This window comes from Allobosea sp. 05T433 (genome assembly GCF_056396065.1).
The window spans coordinates 129,833-147,539 of sequence record NZ_JBFTKS010000013.1 but is presented as its reverse complement, the minus strand read 5'-3'; the positions used below and the strand labels follow the sequence as shown (position 1 = coordinate 147,539).

Genomic DNA, 17,707 nt, shown 5'->3' with positions numbered 1-17,707 from the left:
CACGCTAGGATGGCTTCAAGTTTGACAGGCGGGCGATCTCGGCCCGGCTTGCGTTCGAGACGAGGGCGAAACTCATGAATATCGAACCGACAAACGTGAAGGCCGCGGACATCGCGCCTCAGGTCGGTCCCATCGGTCTGCGCCATTCGCCGGCCCGCTTCGTCAATCGCGAGCTGTCCTGGCTGCAGTTCAACCGTCGGGTGATGGAGGAGGCGTCGAACCGCAACCATCCTCTGCTGGAGCAGCTCCGCTTCCTCTCGATCTCTGCCAATAATCTCGACGAGTTCTTCATGGTCCGCGTCTCGGGCCTGCGCGAGCAGCTCAAGGCGGGTGTCGTCACGCCCAGCCAGGATGGATTGACCCCGGCCGAGCAGCTGATCGAAATCGCCAAGGCGACGGCCGATCTTACCGCCGACCAGCAGGCGCGCTGGGTCGAACTCAAGCGCGAGCTGGACGATAATCGGATCGTGCTGCTGGGGCCGAAGGACATCGGTGCGCAGCACCGCACCTGGCTCGAGGACCACTTCCTCCATCTCGTCTTCCCCGTGCTGACGCCATTGGCGATCGACCCGGCGCATCCCTTTCCCTTCATCCCCAACCTTGGCTTCACGCTGGCGCTGGCGCTGGAGCGGATCAGCGATGGCCGGCAGCTCGACGCGCTGATCCGGGTTCCCGGGAAGATCGACCGCTTCATCGAGCTGCCCGATCTGGCACGCGACGGCGTGCACCGCTTCATCACGCTGGAAGACACCGTCTCGCTCTTCATCGGCAAGCTCTTCCCTGGCTACGACGTCAAGGGAACCGGCTCGTTTCGCGTCATTCGCGACTCCGACCTCGATATCGAGGAGGAGGCCGAGGATCTGGTCCGCGTCTTCGAGACGATGCTGAAGCAGCGCCGCCGTGGCGTCGTCATCCGTCTCGAGGTCAGCGACGGCATGCCGCCGCATCTGCACCGGCTGATCGTGCGCGAACTGAAGGTCGATCCCGACGAGATCGTCCAGGTCGATGGTATGATCGGGCTGAACGAGCTCTCGCAGCTGGTCGGCGTCGACCGGCCGGACCTCAAGTTCAAGCCGTACAACGCCCGCTTCCCCGAGCGCATTCGCGAGCATGGCGGCGATTGCTTCGCCGCGATCCGCCAGAAGGACCTGCTCGTCCACCACCCCTATGAAAGCTTCGACGTCGTCGTGCAGTTCCTGCAGCAGGCGGCGCATGACCCCAACGTCGTCGCCATCAAGCAGACGCTCTACCGCACCTCATCGAACTCGCCGATCGTCAGGGCGCTGGCCGAGGCTGCCGAGGCGGGCAAGTCGGTGACGGCCCTGGTCGAGCTCAAGGCGCGCTTCGACGAGGAGGCGAATATTCGCTGGGCCAAGGATCTGGAGCGCGCGGGCGTGCAGGTCGTCTATGGCTTCATCGAGCTGAAGACCCACGCCAAGCTCTCGATGGTGGTGCGGCGCGAGGCCGGCCAACTCGTCAGCTACTGCCATATCGCGACCGGCAATTATCACCCGATCACGGCGCGCATCTACACCGACGTCTCCTTCTTCACCGCCGATCCGGTGATGGGGCAGGACGTCGCGCGCGTCTTCAACTTCATCACCGGCTATGCGGAGCCGGCCGAGCTGGAGCAGATGTCCGTCTCACCGGTGGGGCTGAAACAGCGCCTGCTGTCCGACATCGCCGAGGAGATTGCCCATGTGAAGGCAGGCCGCAAGGGTGCGATCTGGGGCAAGTGCAACTCGCTGGTCGACCCCGAGATCATCGACGCGCTCTATGATGCGAGCCAGGCCGGTGTGGAGATCGACTTCGTCGTGCGCGGCATCTGCTGCCTGAGACCCGGAATTCCGGGGCTGTCGGAGAACATCCGGGTCAAGTCGATTGTCGGACGCTTCCTCGAGCACACCCGGATCTATGCCTTCGGCGCCGGCTTCGGCCTGCCCTCGGCCAAGGCCAAGCTCTATATTTCCTCGGCCGATCTGATGCCGCGGAATCTCGATCGGCGCGTCGAGGCATTAACCCCGATCCAGAATCCGACGGTGCACCAGCAATTGCTGGAGCAGATCATGCTGGCGAATTTCCTCGACAACGAGCAAAGCTGGACCATCTTGCCCGATGGTGGCTCAAGACGCATTGTCCCGCCGCCGAGCGACGAGTCGTTCAACGCCCACAAATATTTCATGACCAATCCGAGTTTGTCCGGACGTGGAAAATCGCTCTCCAATTCAAGCCCCCGCAGCCTTGCGCGCCGGACCGGCAGAAAGGCTTGACCCGGCGTTGATCCCGGGGCGGCTGAGCCTCGGCGAGACGCTCGCCATCGTCGATATCGGCTCGAACTCGGTGCGTCTCGTCGTCTACGAGATGCTGTCGCGTTCGCCGGCGCAGGTCTTCAACGAGAAGGAGATGGCCGGCCTCGGCCGTCAGGTCGCGACAACCGGGCGGCTTGCCGATGACGCCATCGAGAAGGCGCTTGGCGCGCTCGTGCGCTTCCGCATTCTCTGCGAGGCGATGCATGTCCGCGATATCCGGGTCATCGCGACGGCTGCGGCACGCGACGCCGCCAATGGACCTGCGTTCATTGCGCTTGCCGAGCGGGCGATCGGCCAGCCGATCGAGCTGATCTCCGGGGGGCGTGAAGCCTATTTGTCGGCTCTCGGCGTGATCTCGGGCTTTGACGCACCGCGTGGCGTCGTCGGCGACCTTGGCGGCGGCTCGCTTGAGCTTGCCGCCGTCGACAACGACCGGGTGGGCGAGGGGGCCAGCCTGCCGATTGGCGTGCTGGCGCTGCTCGACCGCTCGAAAGGCTCGGTCAAGCTCGCCGAGAAGATCGTCCGCGAGGCACTCGACAACCTGCCGCAGCTCGCCGCGATGCGCGGACGCGATTTCTACGCCGTCGGTGGCACCTGGCGTGCGCTCGCAACGTTGCATCAGCGCCAGTCGGTCTATCCGCTGAGCGTGATGCACGCCTACACCGTGCCGGCGCGGGACGTGACGGAATTCGCCAAGCTGGTCGAGCGGGCCGACAGCGCCGTGCTGGAATCGATCGAAGCAGTGTCCTCGGCGCGCCGGCCGCTCCTGGCCTATGGCGCACTGGTGCTCGACCAGTTGATCAAGCGCGGCCGTCCCAGGTCTGTTGTGATTTCGGCCAACGGTGTCCGCGAGGGACTGTTGCACGAACAGCTCCCCGACGAGGAGCGCAGGATCGATCCGCTGCTTCAGGGGGCACAGGACTACAACCAGCTCAGGGCCCGCGACCCGCGGCATGCGATCGACCTGATTGCCTGGGTCGCAAAGCTCTTCGCCAGCGCTGGCATGCATGAGGATGCGGCAAGCCGCCGCTTGCAGGACGTCGCCTGCCTGCTCTCGGATATCGGCTGGCGCGCCCATCCGGACTATCGCGGCGAGCAGAGCCTCAATGTCATTGCCCATGCCGCCTTCAACGGCGTGGATCACCCCGGCCGCGCCTTCCTGGCGCTCGCCGTGTTCCATCGCTATGCCGGCGCCAAGAGCGACACGCCGGTGGCATCCGAGCTGCGGCGCCTCCTGACACCCCGGCAGCTCGAACGCGCGCTGCTGCTCGCGGCGACGTTCCGCGTGGCCTATCTGCTTTCGGCGGGCATGCCCGATATCCTGACCCGCATTTCGCTGACCTGCGTCGACCGCCGGCTCGTGCTGCGCTTCCCGGCAGACCTTAAGGCGCTGTCGAGCGAACGGGTCACCGGGCGGCTGAAGCAGCTCGCCCGCCTGCTCGGCCGCGAGCACGAGGTCGCGGCGGGCTAAGGCATCGGCCGGAAAGAGGGTTCGATCATCGGGCCCGATGCGATACCGGGTCCGGGGACCTAACGCCTGCTGACATCGACCTCGGTCGCCGAGCGTACATCGACATCGACAATCGCGAGGTCGGGGCGATCGATGGCCGGATAGGCGCGCGTCTCGCCTGGCCGTTGCACGAAGACCAGGCTGGCGAGGGCAGGGTGGCTCGCCAGTTTCGAACGTGCCAAGGCTGGCTCCATGGCGCCGGGAAGCACCAGATGTGCCTTTCTGCCTCCTTCGAGGCAGGCATGCAGGTCGCCGAGGCTGAACAGGCCAAGCGGCAGCAGCTCGACACCTGTCAGGATCGCCATACCGGGCCCGGAGGCGAGCGCGGCGAGGTCCCCGCCGACCAGCGTGGTGATGATCCGTGACGAGGCCAGCGGTTTCAGCAGGCGCGAAATCTCCAGCGCCTTGCTCAGCAATGCGCGTTCCGAGATGGCCTGCGGTCCCGCAAAGCTCCTGCTGTCGACGACCTGGAGGGCCGGGCGTTCCGTCGATTCCGGCAGGGGGTGGCGCACGCCATTCGCAATCAGGGTATCGAGCGGAGCGACGCCGTCGGGAATGTCACGGCCGAAACCGCCGACGAAGCGCGTTCCGAAGGCACGCATGGCAAGTGTCCGCAGCATCAGCAATGGGCGAACGTGCCCGATGCGGCCGGCGCCGAGGGCCATCACCGCCCCCGATGCCTCGATCAACCGGAGCAGATCCAGCTCATTGGCGTGCAGCGGCAACATCAGCGGCGAGAGGCCGGAGCGCAAGGCGGCCAGAATGGAAACCAGTGCCTCGGGCCCCAGCGGTGCAAGGATCGCGACGCTCGCGCCGGGCTGGGCATGATTGGTGCTCAGAAGCCCGGCGAGGCGCGAAACCCGGTCGTCCAGGTCCACGAAACTGAGGGAGCGCGGCTGCTCGTCGCTCCAGCTGCGGCGTCCGGGGGGATCGCGCAGCGCCGCCTCGTAGCCGCGGCTGCGCACCAGGGCCTTCAGCAAAGTATCGAGATCGAGGCCGTCTAGCAGGGCAGCAGCGTCGTCGTAGTCAGCCCGCATCGACGATCCTTCAGTTCGCCGGAGCGGGCGGCGCCGGGACGCGGGCCAGAACTTCGGTGGACAGGAAATAGGCCGGCCTGCGGGCCGGCAGCACGACATCGCGTGAACGAGCGAGCCAGGTCTCGGGCAAATAATAGAGCGGCACGACATAGAACCCGGAGATCAGCAGCCGGTCGAGCGTGCGCACCGAGGCAACGAAATCGGCGCGTTCGCGGGCGGAGAGCAGCGTTTTCAATACCGCGTCGACGGCCGGCGATTTCACGCCTGCATAGTTCAACGAGCCCTTGCGCTCGGCATTGCTCGAATCCCAGCGCCCGACCTGCTCGTTGCCGGGAGAGGCCGAGGCCGGCCATGTCCACTGGATCATGTCGAAATCGAAGGTGGAAAGGCGGCGCCAATACTGCACGTCGTCGATCAACCTGACCGTGACGGCGATGCCGAGCCTGGTCAGCGACTTCGCATAGTTCAGCGCAAGCCGCTCCTGCGGCCGGCTGGTGACGGTGATCTCGAAGCTCAGCGCCTCGCCGTTCTTGCTCTGGCGCAGCACGCCGTCCTGAAGTGCGTAACCAGCGCTCTGCAGCAGATCGAGCGCCTTGCGCGCCTGATCGCGGTCACGGCCGGAACCGTCGGTCGCCGAGGGCATCCAGGTTCCCGCGAGAACGTCCTCCCGGACGGCCCCGGGGAAGCCTGCGAGCAGTGCCTTCTCGCGCGCATCCGCCGCCACTCCGAGCGCGGAGAGCTCCGAATCCGCGAAGAAGCTGCCGGCCCGTCGATAGACGCCATGGAACAGATTGCGGTTGGCCCATTCGAAGTCGAACAGGATGCCGAGCGCCTCGCGCACCCTGACATCGGCGAAGACCGTGCGGCGCGTGTTGAAGACGAAGCCCGTCATGCCCTTCGGCGCCTCGAAGCGCAGCGCCTCCCGGACGATGCGGCCATCGCGCACGGCGGGAACATCATAGCCCGTCATCCAGCGTGTCGGGTCCCCTTCGAGACGGATATCGTAGAGGCCGGCCTTGAACGCTTCGAAGAGCGTATTGGCGTCTCGATAGAAATCGTAGCGGATCTCGTCGGCATTGAAGAGACCGCGGGTCAGCGGATGATCCTCGGCCCAGAAGCCGCTGCGGCGCTTCAAGGTCAGTGCCTCGCCCGGCTTCACGTCACTCACGAGATAGGGACCGGAGCCGAGAGCGGGCTTGAAGCTGGTCTCTGCGAAGGTTTCCGCATTGGTCGCGTGCTTGGCGAAGATCGGCATGGCGCCGATCACCAGCGGCAATTCGCGATTGGAGCCGTCGCCGAGCTCGAACTCGATCCGGCGCAGCGTGGGCACTGCGACCTTGGTCACGCGCCCGAGACTGGAGCGGTGGAACGGCTTGCCCTTGGTCCTCAGCATGTCGAAGGTGAAGCGCACATCTTCGGCAGTGACTGGCTGGCCATCCGAAAAGGTGGCCCGCGGATCGATCTCGAAGGCGAGCCGCGTGCGGTCGTCATTGAGCTCGATCTTGCTCGCCAGCAGGCCATAGGACGTGAAGGGCTCGTCAGCCGAGCGGAAGAGCAAGCTCTGCTGCACATAGCGGGGCACGGCGTCCGGGGCGACGCCGAGCACCACGAGCGGATTCAGGCTGTCGAAGGTGCCCTGCAGGCCAAAAATGATTCGCCCCCCCTTGGGAGCGGCCGGATCGGCATAGGGCAAATGCGCAAAGCCCTTCGCCAGGGCGGGCTCGCCATGCATGGCGATGGCATGATCGACCGATGGCGATTCGGCGCGCGCAACCGCGCCCGCCGCCAGAACGGCGGCAAGAATTGCGAAGATATGCCGTACCGCAACGCCAATCGCTGCAGCCGGCGCAAGATATGAACCCATTGCCTGACCTGATTCCCAGCGGCAAGAATAACACGGCTTGCCGGCCGTCACGTAAGCTGTTCAGACTGGAAACCTGCAGCAGAACTCGCTAAACGCAGCGCGAGGTGTCATTCAAACGCCGCAATCGCAACCGATGTGCACGGCCTTCCAGGGGCTGGCGCGCGTAAGCGATTGAGCCCGTCGACAATGATGCGCGCGGCTTGCGAAGTCGTGTTTCGAGATTCGCCTGGTAAGGAAAACCATATGACCGCTTCGTTCAGCCCGTCTCAGCGCCTGTCCGCCCGAGCGTTCGGCCTGGCCATGAGCGCCGTGATCGGCCTCAGCCCGGTCGCCGCCTTCGCTCAGCAGCAGCGTCCCGCCCAGCGCCCGGCCCAGCCACCGGCTCAGCAGCAGCCCGCGCAGCCGCCGGCCGGACAAGCTCAGCAGGGTGGTCCCACCGTCGTTCAGGTCAAGCCGGAGCCGTCTCAGACCAGCTGGACCAAGGTTTGCGGCAAGGATCAGGCCGCCAACAAGGAAATCTGCTACACGACGCGCGATTTCGTCTCGGATCAGGGCCAGCCGGTGCTTGCGGTTGCCGTCTATGACGTCAAGGGCGACGCGACCCGGATTGTGCGCTTCCTGATGCCGCTCGGCCTGATGCTGCAGCCTGGTGTCCGCTTCGGCGTAGACGCGGCGCAGCCGGTGCCCGGCCGTTACGCCATCTGCTTCCCGAACGGCTGCTTCGCCGAGGCGCAGGTGAAGGACGATGTCATCAACGCGATGAAGAAGGGCAATACGCTCAATATCAGCGTGCAGAATCAGACCGGCCGCGAGGTGACCTTCTCGATTCCGCTTGCCGATTTCGGCAAGGGCTTCGATGGCGCCCCGATCGACCCGAAGGTGCTGGAAGAACAGCAGAAGCAACTGCAGGACGAATTGTCCAAGCGCCAGGAAGAGCTGCGCCAGCGTCTTGGCGGCGGCGGAGCCAATGCGGCTCCGGGCGCTCCGGCGGCTCCCGGCGCGGCTCCCGCTCCCGGCGCTCCGGCTGCTCCCAAGCCCTGATCGGGTTGCCGTTCGCACAAACAGAAAAGGCCGGCCCCTCGGGGCCGGCCTTTTTGATGGGCCTTCTGCGTTTGCATCAGCTTTCCCGAGAGCCGGAACCCACTTTTCGGGCGGGCACTCCAATGGCGTCGGGCGGCGGGATCAGTTCAGGTCGGCCTTGTCGATGAGATAGCGGCCCTTGCGGTCGCGCCTGAAGAACTCCTTGGCCTGCGGATGGCGGATCGGCCGGCCGGATTCGTCGATCACGAGATTTTGCTCGGAAACATAGGCGACATATTCCGTCTCCTCGTTCTCCGCGAAGAGATGGTAGAATGGTTGGTCCTTCGACGGGCGCAGGTTCTCCGGGATCGCCAGCCACCATTCCTCCGTATTGGAGAAGGTGGGGTCGACGTCGAAAATCACCCCTCGGAACGGATAGACACGGTGTTTCACCACCTGCCCGATCCGGAATTTCGCTGAACGCGCTTCCATGTCTCGCCTTGATCCGTCCTCAAGCCGGCAGGCTCTCATACTGCCGGCTAACGTCGCCATCTCGCGCATGCGGTAGGATTGCGTCGCAAATAGGTCAAGATCAACGGCTGAAAGTCGCTAGTTCGGCGGCAATCCATAGCGCTCGGCGAGAGCCGGATCGCGAGCGGCAACCTGGTGGGCCAGATCGACGACGACCTTGGCCTGTTTCCAGGTGGCGTCGTCCTGCATCTTGCCGTCGATCATGACCGCGCCCGAGCCGTCGGGCATGGCTTCCAGGATGCGTCGGGCGAACGCGACCTCTCCGGGATCCGGGCTGAAGACGCGCTTGGCGATCTCGATCTGCGAGGGATGCAAGGTCCAGGCGCCGGCGCAACCGAGCAGGAAGGCGTTGCGGAACTGGGCTTCGCAGGCGGCTGCATCCGAGAAGTCGCCGAAAGGGCCGTAAAAGGGCTTCAACCCGGCCGACGCGCAGGCGTCGACCATCTTCGCCAGCGTATAATGCCAGAGATCCTGCTGAGCGACGGCGCGAGCGCCGCCTTCGGGGGAGGGGTCGGCGATCACCTTGTACTCGGGGTGCCCGCCGCCGACGCGCGTCGTCTTCATGGCGCGCGAAGCGGCCAGATCGGCTGGGCCAAGGCTCATGCCGTGCATGCGGGGGGAGGCCGTGGCGATGGCCTCGACATTCTTCACGCCTTCGGCTGTTTCAAGAATGGCATGGATCAGGATCGGCTTGCGGAGCTGATGCCGCGCTTCGAACTGGGCGAGCAGCTGATCGACATAATGGATGTCCCAGGGCCCCTCGACCTTTGGCACCATTACGACATCGAGCTTGCCGCCGACCTCGGACATGATCGTGCTGATATCATCGAGAAACCAGGGCGAGTTCAGGGCGTTGACCCGCGTCCATAGGCCGGTCGCGCCGAAATCGACGGACTTGGCCATCATGATGAATCCGTCGCGCGCAGCCGTCTTGGCGTCGACCGGGATCGCATCCTCGAGATTGCCGAGCACGATATCGACCTGACCGGCGAGTTCCCCGACCTTGGCGCGGATCTTTTCAAGATGTGGCGGCACGAAATGGATCATGCGCTCCAGTTTCAGCGGCAGCTCCCGCAAGGGCTCCGGCGCGCCGATGGCGAGCGGGCGGAAGAACTGGCGCGGCGTCTTGGTTGGCATGGTGGGCTCCATGGTGCGTTGCAGCGAATGTGCCGGACCATGCAGCGCCCGTCCATTGGGCTTTCGCAGCGCGCCGGGCGTCGAACTGAGAATGATAGCCTAGGATGAAATTCCAGCGCGCGCGTCAGACAATATTCCTAGGCATTCATGCCTGTTGCATTGCCGGGCTGCGAGCGATGCGCTGCGCGGCTTTGCCGTTGGCCCTCGACCCGCTACACCGCCGCGATGCGCCTGCCTGTTACCCGGGAGGTGCACCCGCCCGAGGTTCCAGCGCGTATGGCCGAACTTGCCAGCCTGTTCAATCTGGTCGCGCCGTTCTTCGGCCTGATCGTCCTTGGCTTCGCTGTCGGGCGCTACAAGCGGCTCCCGGAAGAGGGGCTGGCGTGGATGCAGTACTTCCTGATCTACATCGCCCTCCCGGCGCTGTTCTACCGCCTGATTGCCGACAAGCCGCTGAGCGAGCTCTCGAACTGGGGCTTTGTCGGCGCCACGACGCTCGCCACCTTCTGCGTCTTCTCGCTCTCCTTCCTCATCGGCTTGAAATCCACGCACGGGCATATGCCCCAGGCGGTGATGCAGGCGGTCGCCGGCTCCTACTCGAATATCGGCTATATGGGCCCACCGTTGATCCTGGCCGCGCTCGGGCCGGTCGCGAGCGCGCCGGTGGCGCTGATCTTTGTCTTCGACAATATTCTGCTGTTCTCGCTGGTGCCCTTCCTGATGGCCCTGGCCGGCGTCGAGAAGAAGGGCTTTCTCGCGACAGCCGGCGAGGTGCTCTGGAAGGTGGTGACGCACCCCTTCAATCTCGCGACCCTGGCCGGCGTGATCGCGAGCTACACCAAGCTCGAATTGCCGACTGCGCTCGACAAGATGACGCTCTGGCTGTCGCAGGCGGCGGCTCCCTGCGCGCTGTTCCTGCTCGGCGTCACGGTGGCGCTGCGGCCGATGAGGTCGATGCCCGCGGAAGTGCCGGCCCTGGTCGCGGTCAAGCTCGTCCTCCACCCGCTGCTGGTCTGGGTGCTGCTCTCGGCGCTCGGAAATTTCGCCGACCCCTGGGTCTATGCGGCGGTGATCATGGCGGCGCTGCCGCCGGCCCTGAACATCTTCGTGATCTCGACGCAGTACAAGGTCGGCGTCGAGCGCGCCTCGGCCTGCATCCTCGTCGGCACCATCGTCTCGATGGTGACGCTGACGGGCTTCCTGTGGCTGGTGAAGACGGGCAGGATGGCGGCAGACCTGTTTCCCTGACGGCTGCCCTGCGCCCGTCCAATCCCCGGGATCGCGATGCTGCCGCTCGACGACCTTCTGGTTCTGGATTTCTCGACTTTGCTGCCGGGCCCGCTCGCGAGCCTGTTTCTGGCCGAGGCGGGTGCCGAGATCATCCGGATCGAGCGGCCGGGTGGTGAGGACCTCCGCCGCTTCCCACCGCGCTTCGGCGAGACCTCGGCTCCATTCGCTGCGCTCAACCGCGGCAAGAAGAGCATCGAGATCGACCTGAAATCCTCCGATTCCGCCGAATTGCTGCGCCCTCTGGTCGAGCGCGCCGACATCCTGATCGAACAGTTCCGCCCTGGCGTGATGGAGCGGCTCGGTCTCGGTTTCGAAGCCCTCCACATGATCAATCCCCGGCTGATCTATTGCTCGATCAGCGGCTATGGCCAGACCGGGCCGCGCTCCCAGGATGCCGGGCACGATATCAATTACCAGGCGATCGGCGGGCTGCTCGGGCAATCGCTGAAGCGTGGCGAGCCTCCGCCGCTGCCGCCGACGCTCGTTGCCGATATCGCAGGCGGGGCGATGCCGGCGGCGCTCAACATTCTGCTGGCGCTGCGCCAGCGCGAGCGCACCGGTCGAGGCTGCCATCTCGACATCGCGATGAGCGACGCTATGCCGACCTTCACCTGGTACAGCCTTGCCCAAGGGCAGGTGACGGGAAACTGGCCGGAAGGCGGCGAGGGGCTCCTGACCGGGGGAAGCCCGCGCTACGGGCTCTATGCCACCGGCGATGGCTGGTTTCTCGCGGTTGGAGCCCTGGAGCAGAAATTCTGGGAGGTCTTTTGCGAGGCGATCTCGCTCGATCCCGGCTTGAGCGATGATCGGATGAATCCGGAGGCGACGCGCTCCGCGATCGCCTCCATCATCGCATCGGAACCGGCGTCGTACTGGCGGAGCTATCTCGAGCCGCGCGATTGCTGCTGCACGGTCGTGCGCAGCCTCGAGGAGGCGCTGGCCGACCCGCACCTGACTGCGCGCGGCCAGCTCGACAACCAGGCGGAGGAGCCGGGAGGCAGGCGCCTTGTCTCGACCCCCTTGCCACTGGCCCCGGTTTTCCGGGAGCACGCGCCCGCACTGCTGCGCGTGCCGTCGAGCGGTGGTGATCAGGAGTTGCTGCAGACAGAACCCGACAGGGGCGACTGATCGCGGGCCGCTCAGTTGGCCATGCCGCCAGCCAGGCCCTGGCGCATGACGATCCGGCGCAACGGCCCGATCTGCGAGAGCGCGAGCAGGCCGGCGCCACGCATTAGGTCGGCGGGGAGCAGGTCGGTCAGCAAGGTCCGGTTCAGCGCATCGACCGCACCGGTACGCAGCCGTACATCCGTCTGCCGCGCCGAATCATAGGCGGCAATCACCGCGTCGCTGCCCGGGTCTTCGGCGTCATGCAGGACGCGACGCAGGGCTGCGACGTCGCGCAAACCGAGATTGAGCCCCTGAGCGCCGATCGGCGGGAAGACATGGGCCGCTTCCCCGATCAATGCCATCCGGTTCGCCCCGAAACGTGTTACCGAGAGGCCGCCCATGGGAACGCGCCCACGCGCCCCCTCGACGGTCATGGCCCCGAGCAGGGAATGCGTCTGCCTCTCGACGCTGCGGGCGAACGTGGCATCGTCCAGCGCGGCGATCCGCTCGGCCTCTCTCGGCTCGAGCATCCAGACCAGCGAAGAGCGGTGGCCGGGCAGGGGAACTAGCGTGCAGGGGCCGCTGCGCGTGTGGAATTCCGTCGAGGTCTCGCGATGGTCGCGGCGATGGCCGAGGATCGCCGTCAAGGCGATCTGCGGATAGCGCCAGTCCCTGGTGGTGATACCGGCAGCGTCCCGCACGCGGGATTGGCGACCATCGGCGCCGATCACCAGCCGGGCGCAGAAGGGCTCGAACTCGGCTCCGGAGATCCTGACCGCATCATCTTGGGCTTCGATCGCCGAAACCATATGGGGCACGCTCCGGATGTTCGGGTTGGCCTGGACATGCTCGGCCAGCGCCGCAACGAGATCGGCATTCTCGACATTCCAGCCGAAAGCGTCGAGCCCGAGTTCGGACGCGTAGAACTCGACCGGTGGCTGCCGGAACAGGCTGCCGGTGTCATCGACAAGGCGCATCACCGCGAGCGGAGCAGCCTTGCCGTCGAGGGCCGGGAGCAGGCCGAGCTCGGCGAGCATCCGCCAGGAGCCGTCGAGCAGCGCCACGGTGCGACCGTCTCGCGGGGCGACCGGGCGGCCGAATACGGTGACCTGCCAGCCATCTGCCGCACAAGCGAGCGCGGCGGCCAGCCCAACGGCGCCGGCGCCAATGATGGCGATCTCGGCCTGATCAGAATGCGGGAGCGTAGCACGCGAAGTCATGGCACTTGGCTAGCCGACCCGAAGGCGTCTGGCCAGTCCGCGCTGCGTCGCAGCCCCGCACAGAGACTGCGTGAAATGGGCCCTGACGAAGGACGGAAGCGTTCATGCCGCGCCCCGATCCCGCACCATCATCTGCCGACCCGGCGTTGGGCGCCGACCCGCCCAGCAGTCCGGCCGTTGCGTTGATGCGATGCAAGTCCCTATGGTCCGGCCTTCACGTGATGGAGCAATGTCAATGGTCAAGGCGATACGCGTTCACCAGACCGGCGGACCCGAGGTTCTGAAATACGAGGACGTTGCGTTGCCGGCGCCCGGGCCAGGCGAGCTGCTGGTGAGGAACCGCGCGATCGGCCTCAACTTCATCGATACCTATTTTCGATCGGGCCTTTACGCGGCCCCCAAGCTGCCCTTCGTGCTGGGCAACGAGTCGGCCGGTGACGTCCTTGCCGTCGGCCCCGATGTCACCGAGTTCAAGCCGGGCGACCGCGTCGCCTGCGTTGCGACGCTCGGAGCCTATGCCGAGGAGCGCATCGTGGCGGCGGCATCGACGGTGGCTCTGCCGGCTGCGATCTCCTTTGAGGCTGCGGCCAGCATGATGCTGAAGGGCCTGACCGCCGAATATCTGCTGCACCGGACCTACAAGGTGAAGCCGGGCGACACGATCCTTGTGCATGCTGCCGCTGGCGGCACCGGCCTGATTCTGTGCCAGTGGGGCAAGGCGCTCGGCGCGACCGTGATCGGCACCGCAGGCTCCAGGGACAAGGCCGAGCTCGCCAAGGCGCATGGTGCCGACGAGGTCATTCTCTACCGTGACGAGAATGTCGCGGCGCGGGTCAAGGACATCACCGGCGGAAAGCTCTGCGACGTGGTCTATGACGGCGTCGGCAAGGACACGTTCATGGCCTCGCTCGACTCGCTCAAGCCCTTTGGCGTGCTTGCGAGCTTCGGCAATGCGTCGGGCGCGGTCGAAGCGTTCAATCTCGGCATCCTGGCTGCAAAGGGCTCGCTCTACGTCACCCGTCCGACACTGAACTCCCACACCGCAAAGCGCGAAACGATGGTCGAGATGGCGAAGAACCTGTTCGGCGCCGTCACCTCGGGCAAGGTCACGATACCGGTGAACGCGACCTTCCCGATGAAGGATGCAGCCGAGGCACATCGCACGCTGGAGAGCCGCGGCACGACGGGCTCGACGGTCCTCATTCCGTAGCGTTCGCCGCCTCGTCGCAGCAATCTCGCCCAGATTGTTGCCTAGATCTCCTGCCGCCGGGGGCGGCAGGATGGGTGGCTGGGCAAGATGAAGAACGCGATTCGGGCACTATGTGTCGTGCCGGCGCTGATCGGCGCGGGCATATTGGTGCTGCCGCGCGGATGGAATGGCCTGCAGTTGCAGGTGGCGGCCAGTGACCCCGTCGCCCTGTCGGACCTGCGCCTGCAGGGCGTGCTTGCGTCCGGGCGCATCGCAGACGAGATCGATGCCGCGATTGCCGCTGGCGACACCGACCTTGCCGGCAGCTTTGTCGATCTGGCCGCCGAGCATCGCCTCGTTGTCACGGAGGATCAGCGCGAGCGCCTCGCGCGCTTGAAGGACGAGGCGTCGACGCGCGCACTCAGGGATTTCGGCTCCGGTTTCCTGTCGGGCGAACGCGCGAGCAATGCCGGCTTCGCCGGCGCGGTGGTCAGCGACGTTGTCGGCGTCGGCGACCTGCGGGACCTCGCCGGTGAAGGCCAGAAGCTGCTCCGCGGCGAGGCAACAGATCATGTCGTCCTGGTACTGGCCGCTGGCGGGCTCGCTCTGAGCGTTGCGACATGGGCGAGCCTCGGCAGCGGCCTGCCGGCACGCGGTGGTCTCAGCGTCGTCAAGGCAACGGCGAAGGCAGGCATGCTGTCGCCAAAGCTGACGGCCAATCTCACGCGCATGGCCGCGGGAGCCGTCGATCGTCCGGCTCTGACAGCCAGTCTCTCCGCTGCTGCGCGCTTCGACCTGGCAGCAGCCCGCGCATCCTCGGCTGCGATCGTGCGGCCGGCGGCAATGACGCGCCTGGCAACGCTTGGGCAGGATGCCGGCGCAGTCTATGCCCGGACCGGCCAGGCCGGTCTGCGCCAGGTTCTCGCGGTTGCAGACGAGGCCGGCGATATTGGGCGCGCGGCACGGCTGAGCGCCGCCAAGGGGTCCACCACCCGTGCGGTCCTGAAGGTGCTCGGACGTTCGGCGCTGGTGCTGGGCGCGCTCAGTCTCACGACCATGAGCTGGATCTTCGCCCTGATCGGCTATGCGGTGGCGCTGGCCATGCTCGCGCAGAGATTTGGCTGGTGGCTCGGGCGCCTCGGTTCAGCCCGGCGAAAGCCGGCTATCTGAGAGCAGGGCCGATCATCGTTCCGACGCCTGTGAACCTGCTGCGGAGACGACGCGACCAATGAGGGCCAGCGGACGCTGATCCTCATTCGGGAGCATGTCATGAACCGGACACTTCGTTTCACTGGTCTGTTCTTGGCCTCTCTCACCATCTCGACGGTCGCAATGTCGCAGCAGAACGGCAGCGGGCATGGCGGCGACGATGGCGGTCGGAGCGGCAAGGGCGCAGCAGGCGGAAGCGCTCGGTCCGTGTTTCAGCTGCTGCGCGAATTCCCTGGGGGGAAGGCACGCCTCACCCGCGCAGTCGCGCTCCGTGGCGGGGGCGCCAACCGGATCGATCATGTCTGCAGCGAGCCGCCTCCGTCACGGCGCCTGCCGTCGCGTTCCAACAGACCTGCCTTGGGGTAGCGAGGTCTTCCTCTATCGCGGGCGCGGCGACCAGATCATGCGCGCCCTTGCGAAAGTGGACAGGCCCGATCAGACCGCGATTCCGTGCAGATCGTAGGCGTCGGCCCGCTCGATCTTCACCGTCACGATCTCGCCGGCCCGGAGCGGCCGGCGGCTCGCAACATAGACATTGCCGTCGATCTCGGGCGCATCCCATTTGGAGCGGCCCTTGGCGACCGTCGGGCCCGCCTCGTCGATGATCACCTGAATGCGCTTGCCGACCCGGCTCTTGACGATCCGGGTACTGATTTCGGCCTGCGCCTTCATGAAACGATGCCAGCGCGCTTCCTTCTCGTCCTCCGGGATCAGCGGCAGGCCGAGATCATTGGCAGGCGCACCCTTGACCGGCTCGTATTTGAAGCAGCCGACGCGCTCGAGCTTTGCTTCCCTCAGCCAGTCGAGCAGGAACTGGACATCCTCTTCCGTCTCGCCGGGGAAGCCGACGATGAAGGTTGAGCGGATGGCGAGATCGGGACAGATCTCGCGCCATTTGCGCAGGCGGTCGAGCGTGCGGTCCTGATGAGCCGGGCGCTTCATCGCCTTGAGAACGCTGGGAGATGCGTGCTGAAAGGGAATATCGAGATAGGGCAGAATCAGCCCTTCCTGCATCAGCGGGATGACCTCGTCGACATGCGGATAGGGATAGACATAGTGCATCCGCACCCAGACCCCCATCTGGCCGAGTTCCCGCGCCAGCTCGAAGAAGCGCGTGCGGACCTCGCGATCCTTCCAGAGCGAGGGGGCGTATTTGACATCGAGGCCATAGGCACTGGTGTCCTGGGAGATGACCAGCAGTTCCTTGACGCCAGCCTTGACCAGTTTCTCGGCCTCGCGCAGCACATCGCCGATCGGTCGCGAGACCAGGTCCCCGCGCAGCTTCGGGATAATGCAGAAGCTGCAGCGATTGTTGCAACCCTCTGAAATCTTGAGATAGGCGTAGTGCCTCGGCGTGAGCTTGATGCCCTGGTCCGGCACCAGGTCGACAAAAGGATCGTGCCTGGGCGGCACCGCCTGATGCACGGCCGAGACGACGCTCTCATAGGCCTGGGGACCGGTGATCGCCAGCACGTTCGGGAAGGCGTCGCGGATCTGCTCGGGCTCGGCGCCCATGCAGCCGGTGACGATGACCTTGCCGTTCTCGGCCATGGCTGAGCCGATCGCCTCCAGCGACTCCGCCTTGGCGCTGTCGAGGAAGCCGCAGGTATTGACGATGACGAGGTCAGCGCCCGCATGGCTCTTGCTGAGCTCATAGCCTTCCGAGCGCAGCGAGGTGATGATGCGTTCGGAATCGACGAGGGCCTTGGGACAGCCCAGGGAGACGAAAGAAATCTTCGGCGCGACGGCGTTCATCGGCGACAAGCTCGGACACTGGATCAGGAAGGGGCGCGGCGGGGCCGGCGCATATGGCGCTTCCTTTGACGTGTTTTTAGAGGTTTTGCAAATTGCAGCCGAGATCGCAGGCAAAGCCGCCGGATTCCCTATCCCTTGCAATGTTCATTCAATCGAGCCCCGGGACGATGCCGGCGGGCGAGGCAGCCGTTGCGTCGTCGCGGATGGAGATCACGATGAACAGGGCCCGCACCAGCATCGCCAGGGGCGTCGCGACCATGCTGGCGCTTTCAGGTGCCGCCGCTTCGGCACAGGCGCATCCAAAGGCCGGCTTGGCGCCGCCATTGCCCGCCAGTGCGCCGCGCGTGCGGCCGGTCCAGGACGAAGGAGCGCCCCATTCGCCCTGCAGGGATGGGCGCTTCAGCTTCGGCCGACCGGTCGATTGCGAGGCGGAACTGCGACGCTGGCACGCAGGCCGCGCGCCCTCCGACCCCTGCACGGACGGGCGCTACAGTTCAGGCGAGGCGTATGACTGCCATGCGGAGTACCA

Annotated in this window: 14 protein-coding genes; 7 read left to right on the top strand and 7 right to left on the bottom strand. The window is 65.7% G+C overall.

Annotated elements, in window-relative coordinates:
* Positions 1–74 precede the first annotated feature (74 nt).
* Entirely contained in the window at positions 75–2,270 is a 2,196-nt protein-coding gene (locus AC1DGP_RS19145; protein WP_441507649.1) for an RNA degradosome polyphosphate kinase, read from the top strand.
* A gap of 7 nt (positions 2,271–2,277) precedes the next feature.
* Positions 2,278–3,780 (top strand): exopolyphosphatase, encoded by a 1,503-nt coding sequence (gene ppx, locus AC1DGP_RS19140; RefSeq protein WP_441491714.1) that lies wholly within the window; start codon positions 2,278–2,280, stop codon positions 3,778–3,780.
* A gap of 59 nt (positions 3,781–3,839) precedes the next feature.
* Here ppx and AC1DGP_RS19135 read toward each other — a convergent pair whose 3' ends face one another.
* The gene (locus AC1DGP_RS19135) at positions 3,840–4,856 is read right to left on the bottom strand and encodes an AMP-binding protein (RefSeq protein ID WP_441507650.1); all 1,017 of its coding nucleotides are present in this window, start codon (positions 4,854–4,856) and stop codon (positions 3,840–3,842) included.
* 10 nt (positions 4,857–4,866) lie between these two features.
* Complete coding sequence (locus AC1DGP_RS19130; RefSeq protein WP_441507651.1) at positions 4,867–6,720, bottom strand: extracellular solute-binding protein; 1,854 nt, start codon at positions 6,718–6,720, stop codon at positions 4,867–4,869.
* Between the two features lie 243 nt (positions 6,721–6,963).
* On the opposite strand from AC1DGP_RS19130, the gene AC1DGP_RS19125 reads away from it, so the two are divergent.
* A complete protein-coding gene (locus AC1DGP_RS19125; protein WP_441491711.1) occupies positions 6,964–7,761 on the top strand; it encodes an invasion associated locus B family protein in 798 nt (265 codons plus the stop codon).
* 141 nt (positions 7,762–7,902) lie between these two features.
* Here AC1DGP_RS19125 and hspQ read toward each other — a convergent pair whose 3' ends face one another.
* Positions 7,903–8,232 (bottom strand): heat shock protein HspQ, encoded by a 330-nt coding sequence (gene hspQ, locus AC1DGP_RS19120; protein WP_043242591.1) that lies wholly within the window; start codon positions 8,230–8,232, stop codon positions 7,903–7,905.
* Positions 8,233–8,349: 117 nt separating this feature from the next.
* Entirely contained in the window at positions 8,350–9,408 is a 1,059-nt protein-coding gene (locus AC1DGP_RS19115) for an HpcH/HpaI aldolase/citrate lyase family protein (protein ID WP_476832423.1), read from the bottom strand.
* A gap of 276 nt (positions 9,409–9,684) precedes the next feature.
* Between AC1DGP_RS19115 and AC1DGP_RS19110 the strand changes: the two genes are divergently transcribed.
* Both AC1DGP_RS19110 and AC1DGP_RS19105 read left to right on the top strand, forming a co-directional pair.
* Complete coding sequence (locus AC1DGP_RS19110) at positions 9,685–10,656, top strand: AEC family transporter (RefSeq protein WP_441491709.1); 972 nt, start codon at positions 9,685–9,687, stop codon at positions 10,654–10,656.
* A gap of 36 nt (positions 10,657–10,692) precedes the next feature.
* Positions 10,693–11,826 (top strand): CaiB/BaiF CoA transferase family protein, encoded by a 1,134-nt coding sequence (locus AC1DGP_RS19105; RefSeq protein WP_441507653.1) that lies wholly within the window; start codon positions 10,693–10,695, stop codon positions 11,824–11,826.
* An 11-nt stretch (positions 11,827–11,837) separates the two neighbouring features.
* Here AC1DGP_RS19105 and AC1DGP_RS19100 read toward each other — a convergent pair whose 3' ends face one another.
* Positions 11,838–13,025, bottom strand: a complete 1,188-nt coding sequence (locus AC1DGP_RS19100; protein WP_441507654.1) for a UbiH/UbiF family hydroxylase — start codon at positions 13,023–13,025, stop codon at positions 11,838–11,840.
* Between the two features lie 235 nt (positions 13,026–13,260).
* Here AC1DGP_RS19100 and AC1DGP_RS19095 point away from each other — a divergent pair, with 235 nt between their 5' ends.
* Together AC1DGP_RS19095 and AC1DGP_RS19090 are read left to right on the top strand one after the other, a co-directional pair.
* Positions 13,261–14,235, top strand: coding sequence for a quinone oxidoreductase family protein (locus AC1DGP_RS19095; RefSeq protein ID WP_441491706.1), 975 nt, complete (start codon positions 13,261–13,263; stop codon positions 14,233–14,235).
* A gap of 87 nt (positions 14,236–14,322) precedes the next feature.
* The gene (locus AC1DGP_RS19090) at positions 14,323–15,384 is read left to right on the top strand and encodes a hypothetical protein (RefSeq protein ID WP_441507655.1); all 1,062 of its coding nucleotides are present in this window, start codon (positions 14,323–14,325) and stop codon (positions 15,382–15,384) included.
* Positions 15,385–15,858: 474 nt separating this feature from the next.
* Here AC1DGP_RS19090 and rimO read toward each other — a convergent pair whose 3' ends face one another.
* Together rimO and AC1DGP_RS19080 are read right to left on the bottom strand one after the other, a co-directional pair.
* The gene (rimO, locus tag AC1DGP_RS19085; RefSeq protein WP_441491704.1) at positions 15,859–17,178 is read right to left on the bottom strand and encodes a 30S ribosomal protein S12 methylthiotransferase RimO; all 1,320 of its coding nucleotides are present in this window, start codon (positions 17,176–17,178) and stop codon (positions 15,859–15,861) included.
* A 148-nt stretch (positions 17,179–17,326) separates the two neighbouring features.
* Positions 17,327–17,656, bottom strand: coding sequence for a hypothetical protein (locus AC1DGP_RS19080; protein WP_441507656.1), 330 nt, complete (start codon positions 17,654–17,656; stop codon positions 17,327–17,329).
* Positions 17,657–17,707: the final 51 nt, after the last annotated feature.

What these genes read in the sequence shown, in the direction of transcription:
- AC1DGP_RS19145 (WP_441507649.1), top strand. Translation starts at nt 75, where the DNA reads ATGAATATCGAACCGACAAACGTGAAGGCCGCGGACATCGCGCCTCAG.
- AC1DGP_RS19135 (WP_441507650.1), bottom strand. Translation starts at nt 4,856, where the DNA reads ATGCGGGCTGACTACGACGACGCTGCTGCCCTGCTAGACGGCCTCGAT.
- AC1DGP_RS19130 (WP_441507651.1), bottom strand. Translation starts at nt 6,720, where the DNA reads ATGGGTTCATATCTTGCGCCGGCTGCAGCGATTGGCGTTGCGGTACGG.
- AC1DGP_RS19125 (WP_441491711.1), top strand. Translation starts at nt 6,964, where the DNA reads ATGACCGCTTCGTTCAGCCCGTCTCAGCGCCTGTCCGCCCGAGCGTTC.
- hspQ (WP_043242591.1), bottom strand. Translation starts at nt 8,232, where the DNA reads ATGGAAGCGCGTTCAGCGAAATTCCGGATCGGGCAGGTGGTGAAACAC.
- AC1DGP_RS19115 (WP_476832423.1), bottom strand. Translation starts at nt 9,408, where the DNA reads ATGCCAACCAAGACGCCGCGCCAGTTCTTCCGCCCGCTCGCCATCGGC.
- AC1DGP_RS19110 (WP_441491709.1), top strand. Translation starts at nt 9,685, where the DNA reads ATGGCCGAACTTGCCAGCCTGTTCAATCTGGTCGCGCCGTTCTTCGGC.
- AC1DGP_RS19105 (WP_441507653.1), top strand. Translation starts at nt 10,693, where the DNA reads ATGCTGCCGCTCGACGACCTTCTGGTTCTGGATTTCTCGACTTTGCTG.
- AC1DGP_RS19100 (WP_441507654.1), bottom strand. Translation starts at nt 13,025, where the DNA reads ATGACTTCGCGTGCTACGCTCCCGCATTCTGATCAGGCCGAGATCGCC.
- AC1DGP_RS19095 (WP_441491706.1), top strand. Translation starts at nt 13,261, where the DNA reads ATGGTCAAGGCGATACGCGTTCACCAGACCGGCGGACCCGAGGTTCTG.
- AC1DGP_RS19090 (WP_441507655.1), top strand. Translation starts at nt 14,323, where the DNA reads ATGAAGAACGCGATTCGGGCACTATGTGTCGTGCCGGCGCTGATCGGC.
- rimO (WP_441491704.1), bottom strand. Translation starts at nt 17,178, where the DNA reads ATGAACGCCGTCGCGCCGAAGATTTCTTTCGTCTCCCTGGGCTGTCCC.